This is a genomic window from Ferrovibrio xuzhouensis (assembly GCF_042648965.1).
Lineage (GTDB): Bacteria > Pseudomonadota > Alphaproteobacteria > Ferrovibrionales > Ferrovibrionaceae > Ferrovibrio > Ferrovibrio xuzhouensis.
The window spans coordinates 548457-573399 of the sequence record NZ_JBHRYJ010000002.1 but is presented as its reverse complement, the minus strand read 5'-3'; the positions used below and the strand labels follow the sequence as shown (position 1 = coordinate 573399).

The 24943-nt window shown below is 65.9% G+C and carries 26 protein-coding genes; 11 read left to right on the top strand and 15 right to left on the bottom strand.

Annotated features, from left to right (window positions below):
* Positions 1–104: 104 nt before the first annotated feature.
* Positions 105–1034, bottom strand: coding sequence for a histone deacetylase family protein (locus ACFOOQ_RS12855; protein ID WP_379727061.1), 930 nt, complete (start codon positions 1032–1034; stop codon positions 105–107).
* Positions 1035–1190: 156 nt separating this feature from the next.
* Here ACFOOQ_RS12855 and ACFOOQ_RS12850 point away from each other — a divergent pair, with 156 nt between their 5' ends.
* The 3 genes from ACFOOQ_RS12850 (at position 1191) to ACFOOQ_RS12840 (ending at position 6043) form a co-directional block, all read left to right on the top strand.
* A complete protein-coding gene (locus ACFOOQ_RS12850; protein WP_379727058.1) occupies positions 1191–2309 on the top strand; it encodes an efflux RND transporter periplasmic adaptor subunit in 1119 nt (372 codons plus the stop codon).
* A 15-nt stretch (positions 2310–2324) separates the two neighbouring features.
* The gene (locus ACFOOQ_RS12845) at positions 2325–5453 is read left to right on the top strand and encodes an efflux RND transporter permease subunit (protein WP_379727055.1); all 3129 of its coding nucleotides are present in this window, start codon (positions 2325–2327) and stop codon (positions 5451–5453) included.
* A 152-nt stretch (positions 5454–5605) separates the two neighbouring features.
* Positions 5606–6043: an Hpt domain-containing protein gene (locus tag ACFOOQ_RS12840; protein WP_379727052.1), complete on the top strand. Its 438-nt coding sequence runs from the start codon at positions 5606–5608 to the stop codon at positions 6041–6043.
* A 49-nt stretch (positions 6044–6092) separates the two neighbouring features.
* Here ACFOOQ_RS12840 and ACFOOQ_RS12835 read toward each other — a convergent pair whose 3' ends face one another.
* Positions 6093–6599 carry a response regulator gene (locus ACFOOQ_RS12835; RefSeq protein ID WP_379727049.1) on the bottom strand — a complete coding sequence of 169 codons (507 nt, stop codon included), beginning with the start codon at positions 6597–6599 and terminating at the stop codon, positions 6093–6095.
* 92 nt (positions 6600–6691) lie between these two features.
* Here ACFOOQ_RS12835 and ACFOOQ_RS12830 point away from each other — a divergent pair, with 92 nt between their 5' ends.
* The 5 genes from ACFOOQ_RS12830 to ACFOOQ_RS12810 all read left to right on the top strand — a co-directional run bounded on the left by ACFOOQ_RS12830 (position 6692) and on the right by ACFOOQ_RS12810 (position 10722).
* Complete coding sequence (locus ACFOOQ_RS12830; RefSeq protein ID WP_379727046.1) at positions 6692–7330, top strand: flavin reductase family protein; 639 nt, start codon at positions 6692–6694, stop codon at positions 7328–7330.
* Between the two features lie 191 nt (positions 7331–7521).
* Positions 7522–8736: a 5-aminolevulinate synthase gene (hemA, locus tag ACFOOQ_RS12825; RefSeq protein WP_379727043.1), complete on the top strand. Its 1215-nt coding sequence runs from the start codon at positions 7522–7524 to the stop codon at positions 8734–8736.
* 156 nt (positions 8737–8892) lie between these two features.
* Positions 8893–9381, top strand: a complete 489-nt coding sequence (locus tag ACFOOQ_RS12820) for an ATP-binding protein (protein WP_379727040.1) — start codon at positions 8893–8895, stop codon at positions 9379–9381.
* A gap of 150 nt (positions 9382–9531) precedes the next feature.
* A complete protein-coding gene (locus ACFOOQ_RS12815; protein WP_379727037.1) occupies positions 9532–10218 on the top strand; it encodes an OmpW/AlkL family protein in 687 nt (228 codons plus the stop codon).
* A 180-nt stretch (positions 10219–10398) separates the two neighbouring features.
* Positions 10399–10722 carry a chorismate mutase gene (locus ACFOOQ_RS12810; RefSeq protein WP_379727034.1) on the top strand — a complete coding sequence of 108 codons (324 nt, stop codon included), beginning with the start codon at positions 10399–10401 and terminating at the stop codon, positions 10720–10722.
* 80 nt (positions 10723–10802) lie between these two features.
* On the opposite strand, the gene ACFOOQ_RS12805 is transcribed toward ACFOOQ_RS12810, so the two are convergent.
* The 10 genes from ACFOOQ_RS12805 to ACFOOQ_RS12760 form a co-directional block, all read right to left on the bottom strand.
* On the bottom strand, positions 10803–10961 hold the full coding sequence (locus ACFOOQ_RS12805) for a DUF3309 family protein (protein ID WP_379727031.1): 159 nt from the start codon (positions 10959–10961) through the stop codon (positions 10803–10805).
* A gap of 52 nt (positions 10962–11013) precedes the next feature.
* A complete protein-coding gene (locus ACFOOQ_RS12800) occupies positions 11014–11331 on the bottom strand; it encodes a BON domain-containing protein (RefSeq protein ID WP_379727027.1) in 318 nt (105 codons plus the stop codon).
* Positions 11332–11383: 52 nt separating this feature from the next.
* Entirely contained in the window at positions 11384–11650 is a 267-nt protein-coding gene (locus ACFOOQ_RS12795) for a YMGG-like glycine zipper-containing protein (protein WP_379727025.1), read from the bottom strand.
* A gap of 288 nt (positions 11651–11938) precedes the next feature.
* Entirely contained in the window at positions 11939–12094 is a 156-nt protein-coding gene (locus ACFOOQ_RS12790) for a DUF3309 family protein (RefSeq protein ID WP_379727022.1), read from the bottom strand.
* A 110-nt stretch (positions 12095–12204) separates the two neighbouring features.
* On the bottom strand, positions 12205–12414 hold the full coding sequence (locus ACFOOQ_RS12785) for a DUF3185 family protein (protein ID WP_379727019.1): 210 nt from the start codon (positions 12412–12414) through the stop codon (positions 12205–12207).
* 139 nt (positions 12415–12553) lie between these two features.
* A complete protein-coding gene (locus ACFOOQ_RS12780) occupies positions 12554–12862 on the bottom strand; it encodes a BON domain-containing protein (RefSeq protein WP_379727016.1) in 309 nt (102 codons plus the stop codon).
* Positions 12863–13214: 352 nt separating this feature from the next.
* On the bottom strand, positions 13215–13484 hold the full coding sequence (locus ACFOOQ_RS12775; protein WP_379727013.1) for a YMGG-like glycine zipper-containing protein: 270 nt from the start codon (positions 13482–13484) through the stop codon (positions 13215–13217).
* A gap of 139 nt (positions 13485–13623) precedes the next feature.
* Entirely contained in the window at positions 13624–14445 is an 822-nt protein-coding gene (locus ACFOOQ_RS12770) for an SDR family oxidoreductase (RefSeq protein WP_379727010.1), read from the bottom strand.
* A 27-nt stretch (positions 14446–14472) separates the two neighbouring features.
* Positions 14473–15591 carry an MBL fold metallo-hydrolase gene (locus tag ACFOOQ_RS12765; protein ID WP_379727007.1) on the bottom strand — a complete coding sequence of 373 codons (1119 nt, stop codon included), beginning with the start codon at positions 15589–15591 and terminating at the stop codon, positions 14473–14475.
* A gap of 184 nt (positions 15592–15775) precedes the next feature.
* Entirely contained in the window at positions 15776–17569 is a 1794-nt protein-coding gene (locus ACFOOQ_RS12760) for an acyl-CoA dehydrogenase (protein ID WP_379727004.1), read from the bottom strand.
* A 99-nt stretch (positions 17570–17668) separates the two neighbouring features.
* On the opposite strand from ACFOOQ_RS12760, the gene ACFOOQ_RS12755 reads away from it, so the two are divergent.
* Together ACFOOQ_RS12755 and ACFOOQ_RS12750 are read left to right on the top strand one after the other, a co-directional pair.
* Entirely contained in the window at positions 17669–18598 is a 930-nt protein-coding gene (locus ACFOOQ_RS12755) for an L-threonylcarbamoyladenylate synthase (protein ID WP_379727001.1), read from the top strand.
* Between the two features lie 5 nt (positions 18599–18603).
* Positions 18604–20049 carry an FAD-binding oxidoreductase gene (locus ACFOOQ_RS12750; protein ID WP_379726999.1) on the top strand — a complete coding sequence of 482 codons (1446 nt, stop codon included), beginning with the start codon at positions 18604–18606 and terminating at the stop codon, positions 20047–20049.
* Positions 20050–20098: 49 nt separating this feature from the next.
* On the opposite strand, the gene ACFOOQ_RS12745 is transcribed toward ACFOOQ_RS12750, so the two are convergent.
* The 3 genes from ACFOOQ_RS12745 to ACFOOQ_RS12735 all read right to left on the bottom strand — a co-directional run bounded on the left by ACFOOQ_RS12745 (position 20099) and on the right by ACFOOQ_RS12735 (position 23627).
* The gene (locus ACFOOQ_RS12745) at positions 20099–21964 is read right to left on the bottom strand and encodes a TRAP transporter permease (RefSeq protein ID WP_379726996.1); all 1866 of its coding nucleotides are present in this window, start codon (positions 21962–21964) and stop codon (positions 20099–20101) included.
* A 125-nt stretch (positions 21965–22089) separates the two neighbouring features.
* Positions 22090–23055: a TAXI family TRAP transporter solute-binding subunit gene (locus ACFOOQ_RS12740; protein ID WP_379726993.1), complete on the bottom strand. Its 966-nt coding sequence runs from the start codon at positions 23053–23055 to the stop codon at positions 22090–22092.
* Between the two features lie 68 nt (positions 23056–23123).
* Complete coding sequence (locus ACFOOQ_RS12735; RefSeq protein WP_379726990.1) at positions 23124–23627, bottom strand: DUF488 domain-containing protein; 504 nt, start codon at positions 23625–23627, stop codon at positions 23124–23126.
* Between the two features lie 152 nt (positions 23628–23779).
* Here ACFOOQ_RS12735 and ACFOOQ_RS12730 point away from each other — a divergent pair, with 152 nt between their 5' ends.
* The gene (locus ACFOOQ_RS12730) at positions 23780–24931 is read left to right on the top strand and encodes an efflux RND transporter periplasmic adaptor subunit (protein WP_379726987.1); all 1152 of its coding nucleotides are present in this window, start codon (positions 23780–23782) and stop codon (positions 24929–24931) included.
* Positions 24932–24943: the final 12 nt, after the last annotated feature.

The following is a 24943-nucleotide window of genomic DNA, read 5'->3' as shown; positions in this document are numbered from 1 at the left end:
GAGCAAAGGTCTGGAAAAAGCTGGCCGAGTTGTACAGAAGCGGGCGCCCCCGTGCAATCGCGGGCCAATCCGGCAGGCCCGCCAGGGGCCGGAAACCGGGATTTTCAGCCGACCATCAGCGCCCGGACATGGGCGGCCGCGGCCCGGGCCAGCGCCTGCAGGTCATAGCCGCCCTCCAGCGCCGAGACGACCCGGCCCCGGGCCGTCTTCGCCGCCACCTGCATCAGCTGTTCGGTCGCCCACTGGTAATCGGCATCGCTGAACTGCAACTGCGCCAGCGGGTCGCTCATATGGGCGTCGAAGCCGGCCGAGATCAGCAGCAGCTCCGGCGCGAAGCCCTCCAGTTTGGGCAGCAGCACGGTCTCCATCGCCTGGCGGAACTCCTTCGAACCGGCAAACGGCCGCAGCGGCAGGTTGACGATATTATCGGCCACCCCCTTCTCGTGCGCCGCGCCGGTGCCGGGATAAAGCGGATATTGGTGGGTCGAGGCGTAGAAGAAATCGGCATCGGCCTCGAAGGCGGCCTGGGTGCCATTGCCGTGATGGACGTCGAAATCGATTACGGCGATGCGCTTCAGGCCCCAGCGGTCGCGGGCATGCCAGGCGCCGATGGCGATGTTGTTGAACAGGCAGAAGCCCATGGCCTGGGCCGGCTCGGCATGATGGCCGGGCGGGCGGACGGCGCAGAAGGCATTGCGCGCCTCGCCCTGCATCACGGCGTCGATGGCGGCACAGACGGCACCGGCGGCGCGCAGGGCAGCCTCGCCCGAACCCGGCGAGACCACGGTATCGCCGTCGACATAGCGCAGGCCCGCCTGGGGGATTGCCCGCATGATGCGATCGACATAGTCGCCGGGATGCACCCGGCCGATCTGCTCCGGCGTCGCCCGGGGCGCCTCGCGCCGGTCAAGATACAGGAATTCCTCGGCTTCCAGCCCTGCCAGCACCGCCCGCAGGCGGTCGGCGCATTCCGGATGCCCCTCGCCCGTATCATGGGCGAAACAGGCGGAATGGGAAAACAGGGCCGTTGCCATGAAGCTTTTTTCCTCCCGGGTACGGATGAATCCGCAGGACCGCGCCAAAACGGCCGTATACAATAGATCATGGTACGGACGGGCAAGGCAATCTTCCGGTCTGCAGGGGAACTGAAGCTGCGTGCGGCGGCGTAACGGGACGGCGACAGAAAAATCATGAAGCGCTGGAGTCAGGTCATTGTTGTGGCTGTGCTCGCCGCAGGGGTTGCTGCGGCCTATGTCAATCGCGACCATCTGCCGCTGATCGGCGGCGGCAAACCGGCGACCGCCGGCAAGCCCGGAGCCGGCGGACCGCCGGCCCTGCCGGTCAAGACTGCGGCGGTGCGGCGCATGGATGTCGCCCGCACCATCGAGGCGGTCGGCACCGCGCAGTCGAACGAGGCGGTGACCATTACCGCCAAGGCCAATGGCATCATCGAGCGGATCAATTTCCAGGAAGGCCAGCAGGTCAAGGCCGGCGCCATCATCGTCGAGCTGGAAGCCGCCGAAAGCAACGCCAAGATCAACGAGCTGCGCGCCAGCCGCGACGCCGCCAAGCTGGCCTATGACCGGGCGCTGGCTCTGGTCGCCAGCCGCAATGTCGCCCAGGCACGGGTCGACGAGCTGGCCAAGGCCTTCGAGGCCGCCGAGGCCCGGCTCAGCGCCGAACGCGCGCGGTTTTCCGACAGCGTGATCCGCGCGCCTTTCGACGGCAAGCTTGGCCTGCGCAAGGTCAGCCTCGGCGCCCTGGTGCGGCCGGGCGACGCCATCACCACGCTGGACGATACCTCGCTGATCAAGCTGGAATTCGACGTGCCGGAAACGGTGCTCGGCGGCGTTACCATCGGCAATACCGTTGCCGCCCAGGCCGATGCCCTGCGCGACCGCAAATTCACCGGCACCCTGTCGACCATCGACAGCCGTATCGACCAGACCACCCGCGCGGTGCGCGTGCGTGCCCGCATCCCGAACGGCGACGATGTGCTCAAGCCCGGCATGTTCATGACCGTCTCGCTGACCGTCGGCACCATCCGCAATGCCGTCGTGGTGCCCGAGGAATCGCTGCTGGCGATGGGCGGCGAACAGTTCGTCTATGTGATCCGCGACGGCCGCGCCACCCGCACCCGCGTGCAGGTCGGCCAGCGACTGCCCGGCTTCGCCCAGATCACCGCCGGCCTGACCGGCGACGAGGCGGTGGCGGTGACGGGACTGCAGCAACTGCGCGACGGCATGCCGGTGCGGCAGGCGAGTTCCCCGGTCTCCGGCCGTCCGGGGCCGGCGGTCAGGGAAAGCTGACGGGAGGACGCGGCCATGATGCTGTCCGATGTCTCGATCAAACGCCCCGTCTTCGCCACCGTCATCTCGCTGGTGCTGATCATCTTCGGGCTGTTCGCACTGCGCAGCATGGCGGTGCGCGAATACCCCGACATCGATCCGCCGGTGGTCAGCGTCAACACCATCTATCGCGGCGCCTCGGCCGAGATCATCGAGAGCAAGATCACCCAGGTGATCGAGGATGCCGTTGCCGGCATCGAGGGCATCCGGGTGATCACCTCGGCCAGCCGCGAGGAATCGAGCGCCGTCAGCATCGAGTTCAACCTGACCCGCAACATCGATTCCGCCGCCAACGACGTGCGCGACAAGGTCAGCCGGGTGCTGTCCAAGCTGCCGGAAGAGGCCGACCCGCCTACCATCGCCAAGACCGAGGCGGATGCCCGGCCGATCGTCTATATCGCCATGTTCAGCGACCGCCTGTCGCTGCTGGAACTGACCGATTATGCCGATCGCTACCTGGTCGACCAGTTGTCCATCGTCGACGGCGTCGCCTCGGTGAACCTGTATGGCGCGCGGCGCTATGCCATGCGCGTCTACCTCGACCGCATGGCGATGGCCGCCCGCAATGTCACCGTGCAGGATATCGAGGGCGCAATCCGCCGGCAGAATGTCGAGCTGCCGTCCGGCCGCGTCGAGAGCAGCATGCGCGAATTCACCGTGCGCACCGAATCCGGCCTGCGCACCCCGGCGCAGTTCCGCAACATCGTGCTGGCCGAGAAGAACGGCTATTTCGTCCGGCTCGGCGAAGTCGCCCAGGTCGAACTGGCGGCCGAGGACGACCGCACCGAACAGCGCGTCAACGGCGTCACCGCGGTCGGGCTCGGCATCATCCGCCAGTCCAAGGCCAATGCCATGGAAATCTCGCAGGGCGTCAATGCCGCTGTCGAACGGCTGCGGGCGAGCCTGCCGGCCGGCGTGACCATGGAGGTCAGCTACGACCAGTCGAAATTCATCGCCCAGTCGATCCAGGAGGTATTCCATGCCCTGATGGTGGCGCTGGCGCTGGTGATCGGCGTGATCTTCCTGTTCCTGCGCTCGTGGCGTGCCACGCTGATCCCGGCGGTCGCCATCCCGGTCTCGGTGATCGGCTCGTTCATCGTCATCGGCGCGCTGGGTTATTCGATAAACGTGCTGACCCTGCTGGCGCTGGTGCTGGCGATCGGCCTCGTCGTCGACGATGCCATCGTGGTGCTGGAGAACATCCATCGCCGCATCGAACTGGGCGAGCCGCCGCTGCTGGCGGCGCTGCGCGGCGCGCGGCAGATCGGTTTCGCGGTAATCGCCACCACCGTGGTGCTGATCGCGGTGTTCGTGCCGATCTCGCTGATGGAAGGCAACACCGGCCGGCTGTTCCGCGAATTCGGCATCTCGGTGGCGGCCTCGGTGCTGTTCTCCGGCTTCGTCGCGCTGACCCTAACGCCGATGATGTGCTCGAAGCTGCTGCATCCGGCCAAGGACGAGGGCCGCTTCTACCGCGTCACCGAACGGTTCTTCGTCGCGCTCGGCAACGGCTACGGCTGGCTGCTGCGCCATGCCCTGCGCAATCCGCTGGTGGTGCTGGGGCTCGGCGGGGTCGTCTCGCTGGCGGCCTGGCTGATGTTCACGGCGATTCCGCGCGAATTCGCCCCTATTGAGGATCGCGGCGTCTTCTTCGTCTCGGTGACCGGGCCAGAGGGCTCCAGCTACGACTATACCCGCAACAACGTGATCGCCATCGAGAACGCCCTGCAGCCGATCGTCGCGCAGGGGCATGCCACCGTGGTGCAGTCCTTCGTGGCGCCGGCCTGGGGCGGGCGGCCCTCGCCGGTCAATTCCGCCTTCATCGTGGTGCGCCTGAAAGACTGGGACCTGCGCGACGTGAAGCAGCAGGAGATCGTCAAGCAGATCTTCCCCAAGCTGCTGGCGGTCACCGGGGTGCGTGCCATCGCGATCAACCCGCCCAGCCTCGGCCAGACCGGCAGCCAGGCGCCGGTGCAGTTCGTGCTCGGCGGCCCGACCTACGAATTGCTTGACGCCTGGTCCGACCGCATCGTCGAACGCGCGCTGCTGAATCCGAACCTGCTCGGCGTCGACAAGAGCTACAAGCCGACCCGGCCGGAAATCCGCGTCGAAATCGACCGCAACCGCGCCGCCGATCTCGGCATCCCGGTCGAGACCATCGGCCGCACGCTGGAAACCATGCTGGGCTCGCGCGAGGTGACCCAGTTCCAGCGCGAGGGCAAGCAGTACAAGGTGCTGGTCCAGGCACCGCAGGTACAGCGCGTCACGCCGAACGATCTCAACAACATCTACCTGCGCTCGGCCGGCGACCGGTTGATCCCACTGGCCAGCCTGGTGCGGCTCGACGAGGGCGCCAGCGCCCGCGAGCTGAACCGCACCGACCGCCTGCGCTCGGTCACCGTCTCGGCCTCGATGGCGCCGGGCTATACGCTCGACCAGGCGCTGACCTATCTGGACGGGGTGGCGGCCGAGGTGCTGCCGCCCGAGGCGCGTATCACCTATGCCGGCCAGAGCCGTGAATTCAAGGATACGTCTGCTGCGATCTACCTGACCTTCGCACTGGCGCTGATCATCGTTTTCCTGGTGCTGGCGGCGCAGTTCGAGAGCTGGATCCATCCCACCATCATCATCTTCTCGGTGCCGCTGGCGGTGACCGGGGCACTCGGCGCGCTGCTGCTGACCGGCACCACGCTGAATATCTACAGCCAGATCGGCATCATCATGCTGATCGGCCTGATCGCCAAGAACGCCATCCTGATCGTCGAATTCGCCAACCAGCTGCGCGACGAGGGCCGCGAAGTCGTCGAGGCGGTGACCGAAGCGGCGACGATCCGGCTGCGCCCGATTCTGATGACCACCATCGCCACCATCTTCGGCGCCTGGCCACTCGCCTTCGCGTCGGGTGCCGGCGCCGAATCGCGCTCGGCGCTCGGCTGGGTGATCGTCGGCGGCATGTCGTTCGCCACCCTGCTCAGCCTGTTCGTCGTGCCGGTGCTCTACAAGCTGCTGGCGCCCTATACCCGGCCGGCCGGCTTCATCGCCCGGCGGCTCAGCGAACTGGAAACCCGGCCCGACGTCGACGCCGGCCGCTCGGCAGCCGAATAGGGCGGCCGGGCAGCGCCTGCCACCAAAGGGTTGCCGAGGTTATCGTTTGGTAATCTGGACAAGGGCTGGGCCGGCCTGTTTGATGGCTGCTGCCTCGGACCCGACCGCAATCGGCGTAACCGCCGATTCGATAAGCAAAAATGGGCGCAGATATGAGTGATTCCAGCAGCCGCGACAATGATAATGCGGCGATCGCAGCAACCCTTGCCAATGCCCAGGCGGCCGTCGCCGATCTGGCCGACCAGTATATCGGCTGGGTCAATGAAGACCTCGTGCGCCTCGAAACCGTCGCCACGGCTGCCACAGGCAGCACCGACCCGGACAAGCTGACCGCCGTTTACGATGTCGCCCATGACATCAAGGGCCAGGGCAGCACCTTCGGTTACCAGCTCGTGACCGAAATAGGCGCCCTGCTCTGCCGCTATATCCAGGATTGCATCAAGAAGGCCCGCTGTGACGACGGCGTGATCGCCGCCCATATCGAGGCCCTGCACACCGTGGTCGACAACCGGGTCCAGGGCGATGCCGGCGAGATCGGCCGCGAAATCCTCGCCGCCCTGCGCGGCGCTGCCCAGAAAAGCCTGGCCTGAGAAGCCTGACCTGATCCTTTATTTGCCGCGGTCGGTCTTACGACGGCCGTTATTGGCGGTCCGTCTTGCGACGGAACGGACCGGCATAATCGGGCCGGACCTGCCGGCGCCGGTCGGGACCAAAATACCCCGGCGCGCGGACGAATTTGCGCGGTTTCTCGATCACCTCGCGCAGCCGTGTCTCCAGTGCCTTCGCCGACAGCGGCAGCACCAGAATCTCGTGCACACCGGCGGCCAGCGCGCGGTTGACCCGCTCGCGGGTGATGCTGCCGGTGACGATGATGGCCGGCAGAAACGGCGCCGGCGAATCCGGGTCCTGCCGCAGCCGGGCGACCAGATCGAGACCACTGTCGCCTGCCGGCAGTTCCCAGCGGCAGGCCAGCAGGTCGGGTTTCGCCGCCGCGGTATCGCCCAGTATCGTCCAGGCCTCGCGGCTGCCGCGCACCATCGCGGCCGACTGGATGCCGAAGCCGGCCAGCAGCTTGCGCCAGGTGGCCTGCATCGCATCGTCGGCCTCGACGATCAGCAGCTGCAGACGGCTCAGGTCATAGGGCATGGCATTTCACAAGACAGGCATTTCTCCGGACGGCCCTCTTTACAGAACGGCGCCGGCATCGTCTGGTTCCTCCGGAACCCCGGAGACGCAGCATGACCAGCCCGACATATACTGAAGACGCCATCCATTACTACGACCCGGCCGCCGGCCACGGCCTGAAGCACGACCCTTTCAAGGCCATCGTGGCGCCGCGGCCGGTCGGCTGGATATCCTCCTGCGACCGGGAGGGCCGCGTCAATCTTGCGCCTTACAGCTACTTCAATGCCTTCCATGACAAGCCGCCGATCATTGCCTTTGGCAGCACCGGACGGAAGGATAGCCTAGCCAATATCGAGGCGACCGGCGAATTCGTCGCCAGCATGGCGACCCGGCCGCTGGCCGAAATGATGAACGCCACATCGGCCACGGTGCCGCACGAGGTGGATGAATTCACCCTGTCCGGCCTGACTCCGGCGCCCTGCCGGCAGGTGCGCCCGCCGCGGGTGGCGGAAAGCCCGACCGCGCTGGAATGCAAGGTGCTGCAGGTGATCCACCAGCACGACCTTGAGGGCCGGCCGCTGGATGCCTGGATGGTGCTGGGCCAGGTGGTCGGCGTGCATATCGCCCGCGTCTTCCTCAGGGACGGCCTGTTTGACACCGCGGCGGCGCGGCCGATCCTGCGGGGCGGCTATCTGGCCGACTACTTCGAGGCAACCCCGGAAACCAGGTTCCAGATGCGCCGGCCGGCATGACATATGATAATTGATCCTGGTCAATGTGTTACCAGGATCAGGCAGCCATCCTGCGACCGCGCGCCGCGCCCGGGACGCCCCCCGCCCCCTAGCCACGGCGCCGCTGCGGAGGCTAATATATGGGCACTAGCGAAATTTTCCGCCGTTCCGCTCTCCGGAGGGCGCCGGCCGAAACAGACAGTCAGAGCCCCATGGATTACGAAGCCCTTTTCGGCCAGGCGGTCGACACATTGCACGCCGAGCGGCGCTACCGGGTATTCACCGAGCTGGCCCGCAACTGCGGCAGTTTTCCGGTCGCCGATAATTTCAGCGGCATCGGGCCCGAAAAAATCACCATCTGGTGTTCGAATGACTATCTCGGCATGGGCCAGCATCCGGCCGTGCTGGCGGCCCTGAAGCAGGCGGCGGACCAGTTCGGCGCCGGCGCCGGCGGCACCCGCAATATCTCGGGCAACAGCCATGCGGTGGTCGAACTCGAGGCCGAGCTGGCCGCCCTGCACGGCAAGGAAGCCGCGCTGGTCTTCATGTCGGGCTATATCGCCAACCAGACCTCGCTGGCGACACTGGCCCGCCTGCTGCCCGACTGCATCATCCTGTCGGATGCCGACAACCACAATTCGATGATCGAGGGCATCCGCCAGGCGGGCTGCGAGAAGAAAATCTTCCGCCACAACGACGTCGCCCATCTGGAAGAGCTGCTGCAGGCGCAGCCGGCCGGCCGGCCGAAGCTGGTCGCCTTCGAAAGCGTCTACTCGATGGATGGCGACATCGCGCCGATCCATGCCATCTGCGACCTTGCCGACAAATACGGCGCCATGACCTATCTCGACGAGGTGCATGCGGTCGGCCTGTATGGCGACCATGGCGGCGGCATTGCCGATCGTGACCAGGCCATGCACCGGCTTCATATTATCCAGGGCACGCTGGGCAAGGCCTTCGGCGTGGTCGGCGGCTATATCGCCGGCCCGAAGATCATGGTCGACGCCGTGCGCTCCTATGCGCCGGCCTTCATCTTTTCCACGGCCATGCCGCCGGCCATCGCGGCGGCGGCAACCGCCAGCGTGCGCCACCTGCGCAGCAGCCAGGCCGAGCGCACCCGCCATCAGGAACGCGCCGCCACCCTGCGCCGGATGCTGCTGAACGCCGGGCTGCCGGTTCTGGTCAACCAGAGCCATATCGTGCCGGTGATGGTCGGTGATGCCGGCCTGTGCAAGGCCGCGTCGGACATGCTGCTCGCCGATCACGGCATCTATATCCAGCCGATCAATTTCCCCACCGTGCCGCGCGGCACCGAGCGCCTGCGCATCACACCCTCGCCGTTCCACACCGATGCCATGATGCAGGCGCTGACCCGCGCCCTGCTGGATGTCTGGCAGCGGCTCGGTCTGCGCCGCGAGGCCGCCTGATCTGACGGAATCCGGGCAGTATTGCAGGCAGGACGGGCGGGAATCCGCCCCTTCCGGATACACGTATTATTTTCTGATTATACCCTGCGAAAACAATTTTAAGTTCCATGTGTCTGCGGTATGACACAGGACAAGCCCGTCCTTGCTAACCCGCAGATGCCAAAACGAATCTTCCAGTCTCTCCCTGATTTCGGCTTCACCAATACCCAGCTCGAGATCCTGCGCCAGCGCCTCAGTGTGCCACAGTTCGTCTATGTCTCGGGCCCGGCCGGCGGCGGCAAGACCACGGCGGCGCTGATGCTGGCCTGGGCCTATTTCCAGACCGCCAACCGCCCCTTCCGCACCGATGGCCAGGACATGACCACGGCGCAGATCCTCGAGGCCGCCAAGGGCCATAATGCCGCCATCCTGTTCAACGACCTGGCGGCGCCGCAGGATTACATGAAGGCCGGCTACTGCCTCGACTGCCGGATGGTCTCGATCGGCATCGCCTTCGACGGGCCGGCCATCGCCCGCCAGGCCCATGCCTACCTGCTGGCCTGGCTGCCGGCACTGGGGGCCCGTGACGACGTCACCATCCTGGCCGTCGAGCAGGATGACGAAGCGGACATCGAGCGCTATCGCATCGACATGCTGACCAGCTGACGGCTGCCGCCCTGCGCCGGGCGGGTTGTTTGATCTGCCTCAAGGCCATTCTTTCACATCGTGACATTCTCGCCACCGGTTGCGCCCTCCCCGGACGCAGAGTGCGGTGCCGCGCATCGGCGCCATAAGACCGATACGGAGTCGATAACAATGGTCCTGAGCAATTTTCCTCCCGCCGCCCGTCTGGCAGCACTGGCGGGCGCAGCCCTGTTGGCGCTCGGCATGGCAGCCGGCGACGCCGCCGCGCAGGCCGAGCCGCAATCCGCTGGCAAGTCGGCCGGTGACATCATGGTGCGCGGCCGCGTGATCGGCCTGCTGCCCGACGAAAGCTCCAGCGTCACGGTGATTGGCGGCGATGTCGACGCCAGCAACGCCTGGACTGGCGAACTGGATTTCAGCTACTTCTTCACCGACCATATCGCTGCCGAGCTGATTGCCGCGACCACCAAGCACAACATGAGCGTGAAGAACGGTACCGGCGGCGATACCGGGCTCGGCAATGTCTGGCTGCTGCCGCCGACCCTGACCCTGCAGTACCACTTCCTGCCGAAATCCGACTTCAGTCCCTATCTCGGCGCTGGCGTCACCTATGCGGTGTTCTATAACGAGGACGTCGCCGCAGGCCTGCGCAAGGTCGATTACGACAATGCCTGGGGCGTCGCCTTCCAGGCTGGCTTCGATTACCGGTTGACCGACCGCTGGTACTTCAACGCCGACGTGAAGAAGATACTGCTGAATACCGACGTCACCGTCACCACCAGCAACGGCACGGTAATCCGCGCCGATACCGATCTCGACCCCTGGGTGGTCGGCGTCGGCCTCGGCTACAAATTCTGAGCCTTCCCGGGACCGGCCGGTCCGCCCCAATCCTACCCTGCGGGCCGGCCATGCCCACCGCCCCCGCCATAAGGCGGGGGTGTTTTTTGCCATTCCCCCCTGTAGTTCCGACGCTTGACCCCCGGTCTGTGACCCGCATGATGAGGCCCGCCCGCCATCCCGCAGGAAGGACCATCAGCGATGACCGACGCCAAGCAGACCGATCCGACATCTGTCCTGCCGGAGCTGCTGCGGCTGCGCGACAGCATCGACAACATCGATGCCGCGCTGATCCACCTTCTGGCCGAGCGGTTCAAATGCACCCAGCAGGTCGGCCACCTCAAGGCCGCTCACAGCCTGCCGCCGGCCGATCCTTCGCGCGAGGCGGCTCAGATCGCCCGCCTGCGCCGGCTGGCCGAGACCGCCAAGCTGGACCCCGATTTCGCCGAGAAATTCCTCGCCTTCATCGTCCGTGAGGTGATTCGCCACCATGAGGCGATTGCCCAAAAGGCCAATGGCGGCTGAGCTGCCACGCCGCATCGGCGGCAGCAACGCAAAACGGCGGGCCATGGCCCGCCGTTCGTGTTTCCGCCGCTGCGGTAAACTCAGATACGCCCTGTCAGCAGCAGAACAATGACGACGATCAGCAATATGCCAAGGCCGCCGCTGGGGAAATAGCCCCAACCACTGCTGTGCGGCCAGGTCGGCACGGCGCCAACCAGCAGCACAATCAGGATAATCAGAAGAATGGTGCCGATGCTCATGGAATCCTCCGGAAGCTGGGAGCGAAGCTGAGGCTGCCCGGGAACTGCGGCCCTACTTCACGACCAGATCATTCCGCACAGCCCGCACGCCCTGCACATCGCGGGCGATCTGCTCGGCACGGGCCTTGGACAGCTGGGTGTCGACGAAGCCGCTCAGCTGCACGGTATCCTTGAAGGTTTCGACGCTGATCTGGCCGGCCTTGGTCACCGGATCATTGACCAGCCCGGCCTTCACCTTTGTGGTGATGGCTGACGAGTCGATATACTCGCCGGTCGATTCCTGCTTTGCGGTCGAGGTGCAGGCGGCGACGGCGCCACCCAGCAAAGCCACCAGCGCGAAGCTGCGGGCCAGATGTGTCATTTTCGTCATCGTAAGTTCCTTTTGATTTTGTTGATGGCGACCGCGTCCGGTGCGGACACGGTCACCGCCAGGCTGGCTTGCCGAGGTCGATCTGGTCCTTGTCGGTCAGCGCGCCGGCCGCCGCACCGGCAGCACCGCCGATCACCGCGCCGGTGACGGGAGAGCCCACGAGCAGACCGCCGACCGCGCCGGCACCGGCGCCGATGGCGCCGCCGGAAATCGCCCGGTCGCCTTTGGTGTCGCCGCAGGCTCCGAGTGAAACACTGCCGAGCAGCAGGACTGCCGCGGTGGCGGCAAGCAGGTAATTATGCATCGTAATCGTCGTCATGATGGCCTCCGGTTCCGGATTGACCGATTCCGCATGCCGTGCAGGCGCGTTGCGACATCGCATGCCGCGTTGCACAAGCTATGATGTAAAGAAAGCTGGTATCTAGAACAGGAAGCCGGCCGGATACGGCGGCGGGGATCATGTGCGCCGGATCGGGAGGGCGCGCACAACAGGCGTTCTGTCAATACACGTTATATGGGTATGCCGAGACACCATTACAATACCGGCCCGGCCATTATTCACGACCGGACCGGCAGGCTGGCAATGGCGAGAAGGAAGGGATGGGCGTCAGATACGTCCCATCAGTAACAGCACAATGACGATGACCAGCACCAGGCCAAGGCCGCCGCTGGGGTAATAGCCCCAGCCCCGACTGTATGGCCAGGCCGGCACCGCGCCGAGCAGCAGCAGGATCAGGATGATGAGCAATATCGTGCCGAGCATGATGGACTCCTGGAAAAGAGGAAAAGTATCGCTTCGGTGAAATCCGGTGCGCGGGCCAGGGTCACATACTGGGCCCGCGCACCGGGCCCGTGTACCGGAATGGGTCCGGATCAGGCGCGCCGGCCAAACAGGGCCAGCGCCCCGCCGCCGATGGCCGCCGCCGCACCGAGCACCCAGTACCACATGGTCTGGTCGGTGTAGCTGCCGGTCAGGGTTTCCGAAGCCTGCTCGAGCGGTGCATCGGCGGCGTGCCAGGCAAAGCCCAGCAGCACCAGACCGGCGACAAAGACGGCAAGGCCGATGATGCGGTTGGCCGACATCCAAGGCCGCCTACTGCATCACCAGCAGGGCGAGGCCGCCGACGAAAGCGGCCACGCCGAGCAGGCGGTTAATGGCAACCGAATTGAGGATCGCCCGGTCGAGCTTGAGGATTGCTCTGTGCATGACGTCAACCTCCCCTTACTTCACGACCAGGTCGTTCTTGACCGCACGCACACCGTTGGTGGCGCGGGCGATCTCCTCGGCACGCGTCTTGGCGGCCGCGGTATCGACGAAGCCGCTCAGCTGCACGGTGTCCTTGAAGGTCTCGACACTGATCTGGCTGGCTTTGGTGACCGGATCCTTGATCAGCTGCGCCTTCACCTTGGTGGTGATGGTGGCCGAATCGATATATTCGCCGGTCGATTCATTCTTCGGGGTCGACGAGCAGGCGGCCACCGAACCGCCGAGGATGGCAACGACGGCGAGGCTTTGCAGGAACTTGTTCATGACGGACTCCTTGCGGATGATTTGAAAAGCAAAGGACGAATGAAGGTCGCGACCGTTTTGGTCTTGCCGAAAACTTGGCGGCGGCGCCGCCGCCCGTAACAGGGCCAGGCACCGCCCGCCGCCTGGCAACGGACCGATGACACCGGCCCGCCACGGCCCTGATTGTGCGGCGCATTGCGTCCGAAATGGGGCCTGTTCGTGGGGCGATTGCGGCAACCGCGATGTGCAAAGGACACGCAAAAACCCCGTATCTCTATGATTCCCGCGGTAAAAAACAAAAAAAGTCCGGCTGTTCGCCGGGCTTTTCGGTGCCGTGACAAGATTGCGGCGCCTGTGACCTGCCTGTGACCGACTATTTCCAGGCCGGCTTGCCGAGGTCGATCTGGTCCTTGTCGGTCATCGCACCGGTAGCCGCACCGGCCGCGCCGCCGATCACCGCGCCGGTGACCGGCGCACCCATCATTGCGCCGCCGACCGCACCGGCGCCGGCGCCGATGGCGCCACCCGATAGCGCACGGTCGCCTTTCGATTCACCGCAGGCACCAAGAGCCAGGGAAGCCGCGACCAGCGCCGCAGCCGCAGCAATGGTCCCGGCCTGTCCGCTTCGCGTGAGACTCTGCATGATCTCCTCCATCTGTTTCCGGCATGGCCGACGCGCCGTGCGCCCGGCTCTGCAAAGACAGATGGCCCCCATATGCGGCGACAATAGGCCGCAGCGCGACTCATCGCGGGAATCTCACAGAATGCTCACAGAGCAGGCCTCAGACGAAGAAATCCGGCACCAGATCCTTCTCTGCAACGCCCGCGTGGCGGTAGCGCGCAAGATCGGTAATGCCGGCTTCCGCCAGCACCTCGTCGTCGATGAAGAAATTTCCGCTGCAGGTCTTCGCCGGCCGGGTCAGCACGACATGCGCTGCATCGGCCATGATCTCCGGCTTGCGGCAGCGGCGGCGGAAATCCGGCCCGGTGATCACGTTCATCGCATCGGTGTCGATGGCGGTGCGCGGCCATAGCGCGTTGACCGCCACCTTGCCGCGGAATTCCTCGGCCATGCCGAGCACGCACATCGACATGCCGAACTTGGCCATGGTGTAGGCGACATGCGGACCGAACCAGCGCGCCTCCATGTTCAGCGGCGGCGACAGGTTCAGGATGTGCGGATTGGCCGCCTTCAGCAGATACGGCAGGCATTTCTGGCTGGCCAGATAGGTGCCGCGGGTATTGACCTGGTGCATCAGGTCATAGCGCTTCATCGGCGTCTCGAGCGTGCCGGTCAGCGAAATGGCTGAAGCGTTGTTGATCAGGATGTCGATGCCGCCGAAGGTTTCGGCCGTCTTCTGCATCGCGGCCTCGACGACGACCTCGTCGCGCACGTCGACCACGATGGGCAGCGCCCGGCCACCGGCTTTCTCGATCGCCTCGGCCGCTGAGTAGATGGTGCCGGCCAGCTTCGGATGCGGCTCGGCGGTCTTGGCCGCCACCGCGATATTGGCGCCGTCCTGCGCGGCGCGCAGCGCGATGGCGAGGCCGATGCCGCGGCTGGCCCCGGTAATGAACAGCGTCTTGCCCTTCAGGCTTGTCATGATTTCCTCCCCCGCCGGTTTGTCCGGCTATTGCGCGGCATCCCGCACGGGCCTGTCGCTGCGCTGGAACTCCCAGACGCCGGCCTGATTCTGCCCCCGCGTCACCGTGCCCTCGTGCATCAGGTGGTGCAGATGCGCCAGCGCCTCGCCAGCCGCCAGTGTCATATGCTCCGAGACATCGCGGCGGAACAGCAAAGGCAGCGTCTCGGGCACCGTATGCGGCCGGTGCAGCGCGTTCATCAACGCTTCGAGCCGCACCTGATGGTGGCGGCGCAGCATGTCGATGCGGATGTGCAGGCCGACAAAGGGATCGCCGTGGGCCGGCAGAACCAGCAGGTCGGCCGGCAGATCGGCGAACTTGGCGAAGCTGTCAAGATACTGGGTCAGCGGCCCGGCCTCGGGTTCGCCGGGATAGACACCGATATGCGGCGAGATGCGCGGCAGCACCTGATCGCCGGAGATCAGCAGGTTGAGCGCCGGCGCATACAGGCAGGCATGCTCCGGCGAATGGCCGCGGCCGACGATCACCTGCCAGTCATGCTCGCCGATGCGGATGGCACGGCCCTCGGTGATGCGATGGAAGGCGCGCGGGATCGGCGATACCGCCTTGCGGAAATTGCCGAAACCGCGGGTCTTCAGGGTCTCGATCTGGCCCGCGTCGAAGCCGATGGCATGATAGAAGGCGATCACCTCGGACGGCACCTCGGGCGCGGCTTCGAGTTCCAGCATGCGACCGAAGGTCCATTCACCATGGGTCATCCACAGCGGCGCATTCCAACGCTCCTGCAGCCAGCCGGCGAGACCGAGATGATCGGGATGGAAATGCGTGCAGATGATGCGGGTGATCGGTTTGCCATCGAGATGCCGCTCGAAGACCTGTTCCCAGATCGCCTGCAGTTTCGAAGAGCGAAAGCCGGTATCGACCAGGGTCCAGCCCGCGCCATCGGCGATCAGCCACAGATTGATGTAGTCGAGGCCGGGGATCGGTACCGGCATGCGCAGCCACAGCACGCCGGGCCGCATCTCCATCACCTCGGCGTCACCGGGCCGGCCCTCGAACGGATAGGTCAGGCTGGCCGGATTGTCGGCAGTCGGTGTGCCGTCGATGCCGGGGGCGGCGGGGGCATTTTCCTGAGCTTCGGACACGATGGACGGTCCCTTTATCTTTATTTGCCTGCGGGGCTGCTGGCGACATTGTGGCCCCCGCGCCGGTCGCAGGCAACCACGTGCGGGCTGAACTGAAGCGCCAGATAGCGCGCGCCTGCACCCGCGCCTATCCCTGACGCTACGTCAAAGCGCCTGAAATTCGCAGACCCCGGAATGCGCGGGCTTACGCCCGCAGCAGGTCAGGCGTCACATCGGCCAGCCCGGCACTGCCTTCGGTGGCCGAGCGGCACAAGCCGTCCACCGCCGACAGCACCTGTTCGGCAAAGACGCGCGCCGAGACGATCTTGGCGGTGAAATACGGATCGGTGCTGCCGCCAGCGATCTCGGCTTTCGCCGCCAGCGCCTGGCGCGCCAGCAGCCAGCCGCCCACCGTGCTGGCGAAGGCGCGCAGGAACGGCGTCGCGCCGGCCAGCGCGGCCTCGGGGTTTTTGGCCAGCTGGCCACCCATCCACTGCGACGCGCCGGTCAGCGATGTCAGGGCCGCCTCGAGATGCTGCCGGGTGGCGCCGAAGCCCTCGCCGGCCTTGGCCAACTCGGCCACCGTGGCCGCGATGTCGCCGAACAGCGCCTTGACCGTCTCGCCGCCGTTCAGTGGCAGCTTGCGGGTGACCAGATCGATCGCCTGGATGCCGTTGGTGCCCTCGTAGATCGGCAGGATGCGGGCATCGCGGTAATGCTGCGCTGCGCCGGTCTCCTCGATGAAACCCATGCCGCCATGGATCTGCACGCCCATGGAGGCGACCTCGCAGCCGATATCAGTGGCCCAGGCCTTCGACAGCGGAGTGAACAGCTCGACCATCGCTTTCCAGCGCTGGCGCTCGGCTTCGTCCGGATGATGATGGGCGCGATCGATGGCGGCGGCATTGAGGTAAATGAGGCCGCGGCAGGCCTCGGTCAGGCTGCGCATCAGCATCAGGGTGCGGCGCACGTCCGGATGCTCGATGATCGCCACATGCTCGTCGGCCGCCATGCCGGGATGCCGACCCTGCTTACGCTGGCTCGCATAATCCAGTGCCTGCTGGAAGGCGCGTTCGGCGATCGCCAGGCCCTGGCAGCCGACCGAGAGCCGCGCGTTGTTCATCATGGTGAACATGCAGCGCATGCCCTGGTTCTCGGTGCCGAGCAGCCAGCCGATGCAGTCGCCGTTGTCGCCGTAACTCATCACGCAGGTCGGGCTGGCATGGATGCCGAGCTTGTGTTCCAGCGAGACGACGCGCAGGTCGTTGCGCTTGCCCGGGTTGCCGTTTTCGTCGGGGATGAACTTCGGCACGATGAACAGCGAAATGCCCTTGGTGCCGGCCGGCGCATCCGGCAGGCGGGCCAGCACGAGGTGGACGATATTGTCCGCCATGTCGTGTTCGCCATAGGTGATGAAGATCTTGCTGCCGGTAATCTTGTAGGTGCCGTCGCCGACGGGCACCGCCTTCGATTTCAGCGCGCCGACATCAGAGCCTGCCTGCGGCTCGGTCAGGTTCATCGAGCCGGTCCATTCGCCCGACACCATCTTCGGCAGGTAGAGCGCCTTCTGGGCGTCGGTGCCGTGCGCGATGATGGCGTCGATGGCGCCCTGGGTCAGCAGCGGGCAGAGCGAAAAGGACAGGTTGGCCGCCTGCACCATTTCCTGCGCCGCCATGGTCACCGCCCAGGGCATGGCACCACCGCCAAGCTCTTCCGGAAACGGCATGCCGTTCCAGCCACCCTCGACGAATTTCTTGTAGGCGGCGGCGAAACCCGGCGCCGTGCGCACCACGCCGTTGTCGACCCTGGCACCATGCTGGTCGCCGCCGCGGTTCAGCGGCGACAGTTCGCCGGCGGCGAATTTCGACGCTTCCTCGAGCACGGCCGCCACGATCTCCGGATCGGCATTGCCAAGGCCCGGCAGGCCGGCCAGCTCGGCGAGGCCGGCGATCTGCTCCAGCGTGAAACGCATGTCCTTGACGGGGGCGGCATATTCCATCTCGGTCTCCCTGCACCGGTCTTTTGTTCGGTCGGCGCTGGCATAATATGGCCCGGGATGGCTAGCAAGGCCAAGAGCGAGGCGTTAAGACAGGCCGTCATGGTTGACGTAACGATTTCAGAGGCTGCCCGGCGGCTGCAGGCCGGCGAGGTGGTCGCCTTCCCGACCGAGACGGTCTACGGGCTGGGCGCCGACGCCACCGATCCGGCCGCCGTGGCGAAGATCTTCGCCGCCAAGGGCCGGCCGGATTTCAACCCGCTGATCAGCCATATCCACGATCCGGCCCAGCTCGACGGCCTGGTGGTGATGGACGACCGTGCGCGGAAACTGGCGGCCGCCTTCTGGCCCGGGGCCCTGACCCTGGTGCTGCCGCGCGCGCCCGGCTGCCCGGTGGCGCCGGCGGTCTCGGCCGGGTTGCCGTCGCTGGCCATCCGCATGCCGGCCCATCCGCTGGCCCGCGAGCTGCTGAAGCTGGTCGGCCGTCCGGTGGCGGCGCCGTCCGCCAACCGCTCGGGCCAGGTCTCGCCCACCACGGCGCAGCATGTGCGTGACAGCCTCGGGCCGGAGATCGCTGTGGTTGACGGCGGCGCCTGCCCGGTGGGGCTGGAATCCACCGTGATCGGCCTGACCGGCGTGACGCCCACTCTGCTGCGGCCGGGCGGCATCGCGGCGGAAGCGGTCGAGGCGGTGCTGGGCGAGCCGCTCGGCCTGCCGCAGGATGCCCGAGTGGAATCGCCGGGCATGCTGCTCAAGCATTACGCGCCGCGCCTGCCGGTGCGGCTGAACGCCACGACAGCGCAGGGGCGTGAAGGGTTACTCAGTTTCGGCCCGGCGCCCGCCGGCTTTGCCGCGGTCTGGCCGCTGAGCGACACCGGCGATCTCGCCGGGGCCGCCGCGAGGCTTTACGCCGGGCTGCATGCGCTGGATCATGCGCCGGGGCTGGACGGGATCGCTGTCATGCCGATCCCTGGTCACGGCCTCGGCCTCGCCATCAACGACCGCCTCGCCCGCGCCGCCAGAGGACGCTGAAAAAGATGACTGTCCAGACTCCCGTCGCCACGCCGCTCTCCGCCGCCCTGCTCGACCGCTTCAAGGCCCTGGTCGGCCCGAAGGGCTGGTCGCAGGACCCCGACATCATAGCGCCGCATCTGCGCGAACCGCGCGACCTCTATGCCGGCATCTCGCCGCTGCTGCTGCGGCCGGCGAATACGGAAGAGGTCGCTGCCATCGTGAAGATGGCGCGCGAAACCAAGACCAAGCTGGTGCCGCAGGGCGGCAACACCGGGCTGGTCGGCGGCAGCATCCCGTTCATGGGCAACGACGAGATCATCCTGTCGCTGCAGCGCATGAACCGCATCCGCAGCCTCGATGCCCTGAACGACACCATCACCGTCGAGGCCGGCGTGGTGCTGGCCCAGGTGCAGCAGGCCGCCCGCGAGGCCGACCGGCTGTTCCCACTCTCCATTGGCTCGGAAGGCAGCTGCACCATCGGGGGCAACCTGTCGACCAATGCCGGCGGCAATGCGGTGCTGCGCTACGGCAATACCCGCGAACTGGCGCTCGGCCTCGAGGTCGTGCTGGCCGATGGCCAGGTCTGGGACGGCCTGCGGGGCCTGCGCAAGGACAATACCGGCTACGACCTCAAGGACCTGTTCATCGGCGGCGAGGGCACGCTCGGGATCATCACCGCGGCCGTACTCAAACTGCACCCACTGCCGCGCGCCATGGCGACGGCCTTCACGGCAGTCCCGAACCCGGCGGCCGCCATCGAGCTGCTGTCGATGGCGAAGACCGCCACCGGCGGCCAGGTCACCGGCTTCGAGCTGATCTCGCGCCGTTCGCTGGAATTCGCGCTGAAGCATAATCCCGGCACCGTCGATCCGGTCGCCGAACCGCATCCGTGGTACGTGCTGATGGAATTCTCGTCGGGCCGCAACGATGGCGCCATCGGCGAGACCATGGAGGCCCTGCTGGCCGATGGCTTCGAGAAGGCGCTGGTGCTGGATGCTGCCATCGCCCAGTCGGACGGCCAGCGCGCCGCTTTCTGGAAGCTGCGCGAACTGCTGTCGGATTCGCAGCGGCCTGAGGGCGGCTCGATCAAATGCGACATCTCGGTGCCGGTCTCGAAGATGGCAGAGTTCATCGACCGGGCGACAGCAGCCGTCGAGGCCCATGTGCCCGGCGTCCGCATCGTCGCCTTCGGCCATATCGGCGACGGCAACGTGCATTTCAACGCGTCGCAGCCGGTCGGCTGGGAACGGGCGAAATTCCTCGAACTGTGGGACAAGGTGCATGCCATCGTGCATGACATTGCGCATGGCATGCAGGGCTCGATCTCGGCCGAGCATGGCGTCGGCCGCATGAAGATCGACGAGATCGTGCACTACAAGTCGCCGGTCGAAATCGAGATGATGCGCAAGCTGAAGCGCGCCTTCGACCCTGACAATATCCTCAACCCGGGCAAGGTGGTCCGGCCCTGACGGCTGTATAGCCGCGGCCAGACCCCTATCCGGTTTCAGCCGGCCGGTTTCAGCTCGGATTGCCGGCCGACGGCACTGCTGCCGCCTTGCGGGCCGCCATGCGGCCGATCCCGTAAACCGCCGCAATGATCGCCACACCGATGATGTCGCTGGCCGTACCCGGCTTGATCATCAACAGGGCGCCGACGATCAGCGCCACCCGCGTCCACATCTGCATCGGTCCGGCGAAATAGCCCGCCAGCGCCGCCGCCATGACGATGATGCCGATGATCGCGGTGATCGAGGCATGGGCGATGTCGTACCATTCGCCGATGAACAGGATCGACGGATCGTAGACGAACATGAACGGCACCAGGAAGCCGGCGAAGCCGATGCGCACCGCCGCCCAGCCGGATGGCCAGATCGGCGCGCGTGCCAACGAGCCGGCGGCATAGACCGCCAGCGCCACCGGCGGCGTGATCGCCGACAGGATGGCGAAATAGAAGGCAAACATATGCGCCGCCGGCTCGATGACGCCGAGCTTCATGATGGCGGGCACCATCAGTGACACCATCACGATGTAGGCCGGCGTGGTCGGCATACCCATGCCGAGCACGATGCCGGCCGCGGCGGTCAGCACCAGCGCCAGCACCAGGCTGTTATGTGCCAGATTGACCACCACGTTGGTGAAGGTGATGCCGAGACCGGTCAGCGTGATCGAGCCGATCACCAGGCCGGCGCAGGCGCAGGCCAATGCCACCGCCAGCGTGTTGCGCGAACCATCGACCAGCGCGTCCCAGATCAGCGTCCAGCTCAGGCCCTGCCGCGTCGAGGCGCGCAGCATGGCAACCGGGAAGCAGGCCAAGGTGCCGGCCAGCGCGCAGAGCGGCGCCGAATAGCCCATGAACATGCCGGTCAGGATGATCGCGACCGGGATGAACAGATGGCCGCGGTCGAACAGCACGCGCCGGAAATTCGGCACCTCTTCCTTCGGCATGCCCTTGAGACCGAGCCGCTTGGCCTCGAAATGCACCGAGGCGAAGCAGGCGACGTAGAACAGCAGCGCCGGCAGGAAGGCCCAGAGCGCCACCGTGGCGTAAGAGACGCCGAGGAATTCCGCCATCACGAAGGCGGCCGCGCCCATGATCGGCGGCATGATCTGGCCGCCGGTGGACGCCACGGCCTCGACGCCGGCGGCGAACGGCGCCTTAAAGCCGGTCCGTTTCATCAGCGGGATGGTGATCGCGCCGGTGACCATCACGTTGGCCACCGCACTGCCCGATACGGTACCGAACAGCGACGACGAGATGACGGCGACCTTGCCGGGGCCGCCGGCCGAACGGCCGGTGAGTGCCAGGGCAAAATCCATGAACAGCGAGCCGGTGCCGGTGCGCTCCATGAAGGCGCCGAACAGCACGAAGATCATCACATAGGCCGCCGAAACGCCGAGCGTCGAGCCGAAGATACCCTCGGTGGTCATATACAGCTGGTCGACCAGCACCATCAGGCTGACATCGGTGAAGAACACCGTATAGCCGATGAAGACCAGCGCGGTGATCGGCAAGGCCCAGCCGATCACCCGGCGGGTGCATTCCAGCACCACCAGCACGAGGCCGATACCGGCCACCATGTCGAACGGCTTCAGGTCGTCGATATAGATGATGCGGTCGATGAAATAGTCGATGTGCAGGAAGACATGGCCGAGCGCCAGCGCCGCCACCGCGAAGATCAGCGCATCAAGCCAGATGAAGCGCCGCCGCCCGTCCTTCTGCGCGAAGGGGAACAGCAGAAGGATCAGGGCAACCGCAAAGCTGAGGTGGATGGCCCGGAAAATCATCGCCTCCGGCGGTCCGAAGGCAATGACATACATATGATACAGCGCCATTGCGGCGCCGATCGGTGCAGCCACGCGCGCAACCAGGCCCTTACTCTCCATCGACGTCTCTCCCCCGGTCGTCGGCCGCGGCCAGCAGCTTTCTTACTCTGTGTACTCGGAACGCTTGATCATAAAGGAAACCGGCGCCGCCCCCTGCAAGACGGCGCCGGCCGCGTCAGCCTGCCTCAGATGGCGCCGTCTTCCTTGTAGTACTTGGCAGCACCCGGATGCAGCGGCACCCCGATGTCTTCGGCCATCTCCTTGGCCGTCAGCTTGGTCATCGCCTTGTTGACCGCGGCCATGTCGGCGATATGCGTCGCCATCATCTTGGTCACGGCATAGACCTTGTCGGCCGGCAGCTTGCACGAGACGATGAAATGCGTCGAATAGCCGATCACCGGCAGGTCCTTGTCCTGCTTCGGATAGGTACCACCCGGCACGATCACCTTGTTGTAGCCGGCATTGATCTTCTTCATCGCCGCCAGGCCACTGTCGGTCACCGGCAGCAGCTTCATGTCGCGCGCGCTGGCCAAATCCATCACGGCGGCAGCCGGAATGGTGGTGCCCAGCGTGAAGGCCTGGGCATGGCCGTCCTTCATCAGCGACACGGCATCATTGTACGAGGCCATGAAGTTGACCTTGCCCATGTCCTTGTAGGACATGCCATGCGCCTCGAGGATATTCTGCGAGATCGCTTCGGCGGTATTGCCGCGGGTCTGCACGGCAATCGACTTGCCCTTCAGATCCTCGACCTTGTTGATGCCGGAATCGGCCAGAACGACAACCTGGAAATACTGCGGGTACAGGTTGGCGATCTGGCAGACATTGGTGGCCTTCTCGGTGAACGGCGCGCGGCCGTTGACCGCATCGACCGTCGAGATCGAATTGCCGAAACCGAAATCCGCCTTGCCTTCCTGCACGCCCTTGACGTTGGCAATGCCGGCGCCCGGCAGGGTCTGGATGCTGCTGCCCGGGATAGCCTTCTCGAACATCGCCTTCAGCGCGCCGCCCAGCGGCACCCAGGTGCCGCCCTGCGGGCCGGTCATCAGCTTGTAGTTTTCGGCCGAAGCGTTGCCGGCCGACAGGCCGGCGGCGAGGGCAAAAATGGCGGCCGCGACAGTGCTCGCACGACCGATGGTGCGGTGATTCATTGTGTCCTCCCAATGTATACTTTTTCGGACGGCGAGTGTGCGGTAGCAGCAGACAGTGCGTCAAGCGCTCAGTCGAACAGGTCGGGCTGTCTGTTCGTCTGCTGTTGCAATGCAGCGTGATCGATGCAGCTGCCATCGGCGAGGATGTGCCGCACCACAACACCCTGCGCGAGCAGGGCCGGTGTCACCAGATGCGTGCGATGACACTGCAGCGGGTCGCGCTCGGCACACATGATGACGGTCGGCCGGTCTGCTGCAAGTTTGAGCAGTTCGGAAATCCCGGCGATGAAGTCCGGCTGCAGAGCACGGGCGGCATAATCGACCCGGCCATCCGCACGATAGACCGCCGCATCGTGCGGCCGGCCGCCGAGTGCAGCCCCCAGCCAGCGATAGGCGATGCCGGCGCCGGCCAGTCCGCCTTCCAGCCCCGCCCGGCTGAACTGCGGTGCGAAGCGCGAGGCCGGCTGGGAGCGCACATCGGCAAGGCATTCCACCCCCTGTCCCTGCAGCAGCCCGGCGAAGTACTCGGCGGTATGGCTGGAATGGCCAACGGTAAAGACAGTGATGGACAAGCGGTTCAGGCTCGCATTGGTGACGGGAGTCACAAGTTACCCAAGAGTAACTAAAGGGTGATGGACGGCAAATCCCTGTACATTTATATACGGGTCGGCCGGATTGCCGCCGGCCGAGGCAGGGAGCCTACACCGTCCACCGGTGGGATAAAATGAAACGAATCACCAAGATCGGCCTGTCCGCGGCCGGGCTGGCGCTGCTCGCCACCGGCGGAATGTATGTGCTGAAATCCCGGCAGGAGGCCCGGGCGCTGGCCGAATCGGGCGGCCGGCCGGCCGTCACCGCCACCGCGCCGCAGCGCTTCGAGGGCCTGGAATTCGCCCCGGCCGACCTCGTCACCGTGCAGACCGTCGACCTGCGCCGTGCCGTGCGGCTCAGCGGCACGCTGCAGCCGCTCGACCAGAGCCAGGTGCGCGCCGAAGTCGCCGCCACGGTAGAGGATGTCATGGTCCGCCGCGGCGAGCGGGTGCAGAAAGGCCAGCTGCTGGCCAAACTCGACACCGCCGACCTCGGCGCCCGCCTGCGCGAGAAACAGAGCAACCTCGACAGTGCCCGCTCGGCCCTCAACCTCGCTGCGATCAACCGGGAAAAGGCCGCGACGCTCGCCAAGAGCGGCTACAAGTCGCAGACCGCGCTCGACGAGGCGGAAAACACCTGGCGCACCGCGCGCGCCAATGTCGCCGCCATGGAACAGCAGGTCACCATGGCAAAGAAGGCACTGAACGATGCCGCCATCTATGCCCCGATCGGCGGCCTGATCGGCGACCGCTTTGTCAATCCCGGCGAGCGTGTCGCCGTCGATGCCAGGCTGTTCACCATCGCCGACCTCGACACCATGGAGGTCGAAGCCCTGGTACCGGCCCGCGACGTGCCGCAACTGAAGCCCGGTCAGCGCGTTGTCCTGCACGTCGAGGGCTTCGGGACCCGCGAATTCGACGCCAGGATCGCCCGCATCAACCCGACCGCACAGAGCGGCACCCGCTCGATCCCGGTCTTCGTGCTGCTGCGCAACCCGGACCTTGTGCTGCGCGGCGGCATGTTTGGCACCGGCGAGGCCGTGCTGGCCGAGATTGACGGCGCCATCGCCGTGCCGGCCGATGCCGTGCGCCACGAAAAGGACGAGACCGTGATCTATGTGCTGGCCAGTGACCGGCTCGAGCGCCGCAAGGTGACGGTGCTGCTCGACGGTACCACTGACGGCCGCGTGGCACTGGGCGGCGAGATCAAGCCCGGCGAGACGGTGATTGCCACGCCGGGCTTGCGCCTGAACGACGGATTGCCGGCACGGATTTCCGGCCGCTAGGCCCACCCTAGG